At 45.5% G+C, this 2,123-nt stretch carries 2 protein-coding genes; one reads left to right on the top strand and one right to left on the bottom strand.

Going from position 1 to position 2,123, the window contains the following annotated elements:
• Window positions 1–400 precede the first annotated feature (400 nt).
• A complete protein-coding gene (modA, locus tag ACTHY5_RS11295) occupies window positions 401–1,150 on the bottom strand; it encodes a molybdate ABC transporter substrate-binding protein (RefSeq protein WP_441879685.1) in 750 nt (249 codons plus the stop codon).
• 155 nt (window positions 1,151–1,305) lie between these two features.
• Here modA and ACTHY5_RS11290 point away from each other — a divergent pair, with 155 nt between their 5' ends.
• Window positions 1,306–2,094, top strand: coding sequence for a TOBE domain-containing protein (locus tag ACTHY5_RS11290; RefSeq protein WP_441879683.1), 789 nt, complete (start codon window positions 1,306–1,308; stop codon window positions 2,092–2,094).
• The last annotated feature ends 29 nt before the right edge of the window (window positions 2,095–2,123 follow it).

Here is a 2,123-nt window from a genome sequence, read left to right as displayed (position 1 = left end):
TTACGTAAACATCCAGACAGTGTTTTTTAACGTATGGCGTAGCGCGTTAAACGTATCGCTCTCTTTTAGCCGTCATTGCGAGGAGCGCAGCGACGTGGCAATCCATTCTACAGGCAGCCATACGTCATACGCCTTACGTAAACATCCAGACAGTGTTTTTTAACGTATGGCGTAGCGCGTTAAACGTACCGCTTTCGTTTAAAACCTAAAGGCGGTCGAATAAATTCAACCCTACAAAACCACCGATCTCTTTTCAGATCTTATCGCTATTTTTCCGCGGGTTCAGTGGATTTCGTTGCTAAAGATTCTGGTTTTAGTCTTTCTGATCCCTAATCTCTAATCTCTAATCCCTATTCACCGCTTTTTTGGTAGCTGGGCGCTAAGCTCTTCTAGTTATCCCTTACGGATTAACACTATAGCCGTAAGACTCTATGACTTTAACGGCTTCTGGCGAGCGAATATAGTCTAATAAATCGCGTGAGGCTTGATTGTCTTTTAACAATACCGCTTGTTGTACAATGGGATCGTACATGCTGCTGGGAACTTCCCAGTGTGAACCGCTTTTATATTCGCCATTTTTAAATACTTGAGATTTAGCCACAAAACCCAGCTCGGCGTTTTCGCTGTATACATATTGGTAAGCTTGACCGATATTTTCGCCACGTACCATTTTTGGCTGCAGGGCATCCCAAAACTCTAATTCGGTGAGTGTTTGCTGGGCGGCACGGCCATAAGGGGCAGTTTTAGGGTTAGCAATGGAGATATGGTTAAAGCTTTGATCTTTTAGTACGTTAAGATCGCTATCCACTGTTGCATCTTGTGGGCTCCACAATACCAATGTGCCAAGGGCATAAGTAAAGCGCGTATCGGCAATAGCCACGCCTTCTTCATCTAATAAGATAGGACGGGCATCGTCGGCGGCTAAAAAGATATCGTATGGGGCACCGTTTTTAATTTGGGCATATAATTTGCCTGTTGCCCCTGAAGATACCGCTACATTATGACCTGTTTGTTCGCCAAACGACTCACCCAGTTGCTTCATTACATCAATAAAGTTGGCTGCCACTGCCACTTGAATGTCGTCTGCTAACACGGGGGCACTCAAGCCAAGAGCCGAAATTAGTAATGATACTTTAAATGTTTTATTCATGGTTGTTTTATCCTTTGGCTATATAATTATATGCATAACGATGGCACTTTATCGCTATATAGACAAAAACACAACGATAACTCGGCGCAAATTATTGTTTGAAGTGCCCTGCCCACTTGGCGACAATGAATGGTGTTGACCTTAAGGACATTTTTATGGATCTGCAATTACTGCTGAGTTTGCACAGTCAAGATACGCTGTTTGTTAATCCACGCCGCATTCGCTTGCTTGAGCAAGTTCGCGAGCAAGGCTCTATTAGCCGCGGTGCTAAGGCGGCGGGTATTAGTTATAAGTCGGCCTGGGATGCGATTAAAGAAATTAATGCACTGGCAGATAGCCCTGTGGTGGTCAGTGAAACCGGGGGCAAAGGCGGTGGTGGCGCCCTATTGACCCCCTATGGTGAGCGGTTACTAAAAATTTATGGCTTACTCAATCAAATTGAGCGTATGGCGGTAGATGCCTTGCAAGATGAGTCCACCTCTCTCGACAGTCTGCTCTCTGTGGTGGCGCGCTTTTCTTTACAAACCAGTGCCCGTAATCAGTTTTTTGCCCGTGTGGTGTCGTTAGACCCCAGTGATGTGAGCCGCAAGGTGTGTTTAACGCTGCAAGGGGGGGTGCTGCTGTATGCGGATATTACCGAGCGCAGTTGTCAGCGGTTAGGTTTGGTGACCGGAAAGGAAGTATTAGCGCTGATTAAAGCGCCTTGGGTCAGTTTAAGCCGCCACAACAGCAGTGTTAGCCAAGGCGATAATTTATTATCTGGCATTGTGTGTGAGGTGATCCCTGGGGATGAGTTTGATGAGGTTATGTTAACCCTCGATTGTGGCGATACCTTATGTGCTTTGTTGGCTAAAGAGAAAGCAGCATTACAAAATTGGCAACTAGGTGATACCGCCTATGCACATTTTTCACCGTCGCAGGTAATAGTAGCGACATTGTCTTAAAAGCTTAAGAGATAGTTGAAAAGCGGTGA

It is taken from the genome of Oceanisphaera sp., from assembly GCF_052084945.1.
In the GTDB taxonomy this organism is placed as follows: domain Bacteria; phylum Pseudomonadota; class Gammaproteobacteria; order Enterobacterales; family Aeromonadaceae; genus Oceanimonas.
The sequence above is the reverse complement of the archived record's forward strand: the minus strand, read 5'-3'. Positions and strand labels throughout refer to the sequence as shown.

Coding starts and splice junctions, on each gene's coding strand:
- ACTHY5_RS11290 (WP_441879683.1), top strand. CDS start 1,306: ATGGATCTGCAATTACTGCTGAGTTTGCACAGTCAAGATACGCTGTTT.
- modA (WP_441879685.1), bottom strand. CDS start 1,150: ATGAATAAAACATTTAAAGTATCATTACTAATTTCGGCTCTTGGCTTG.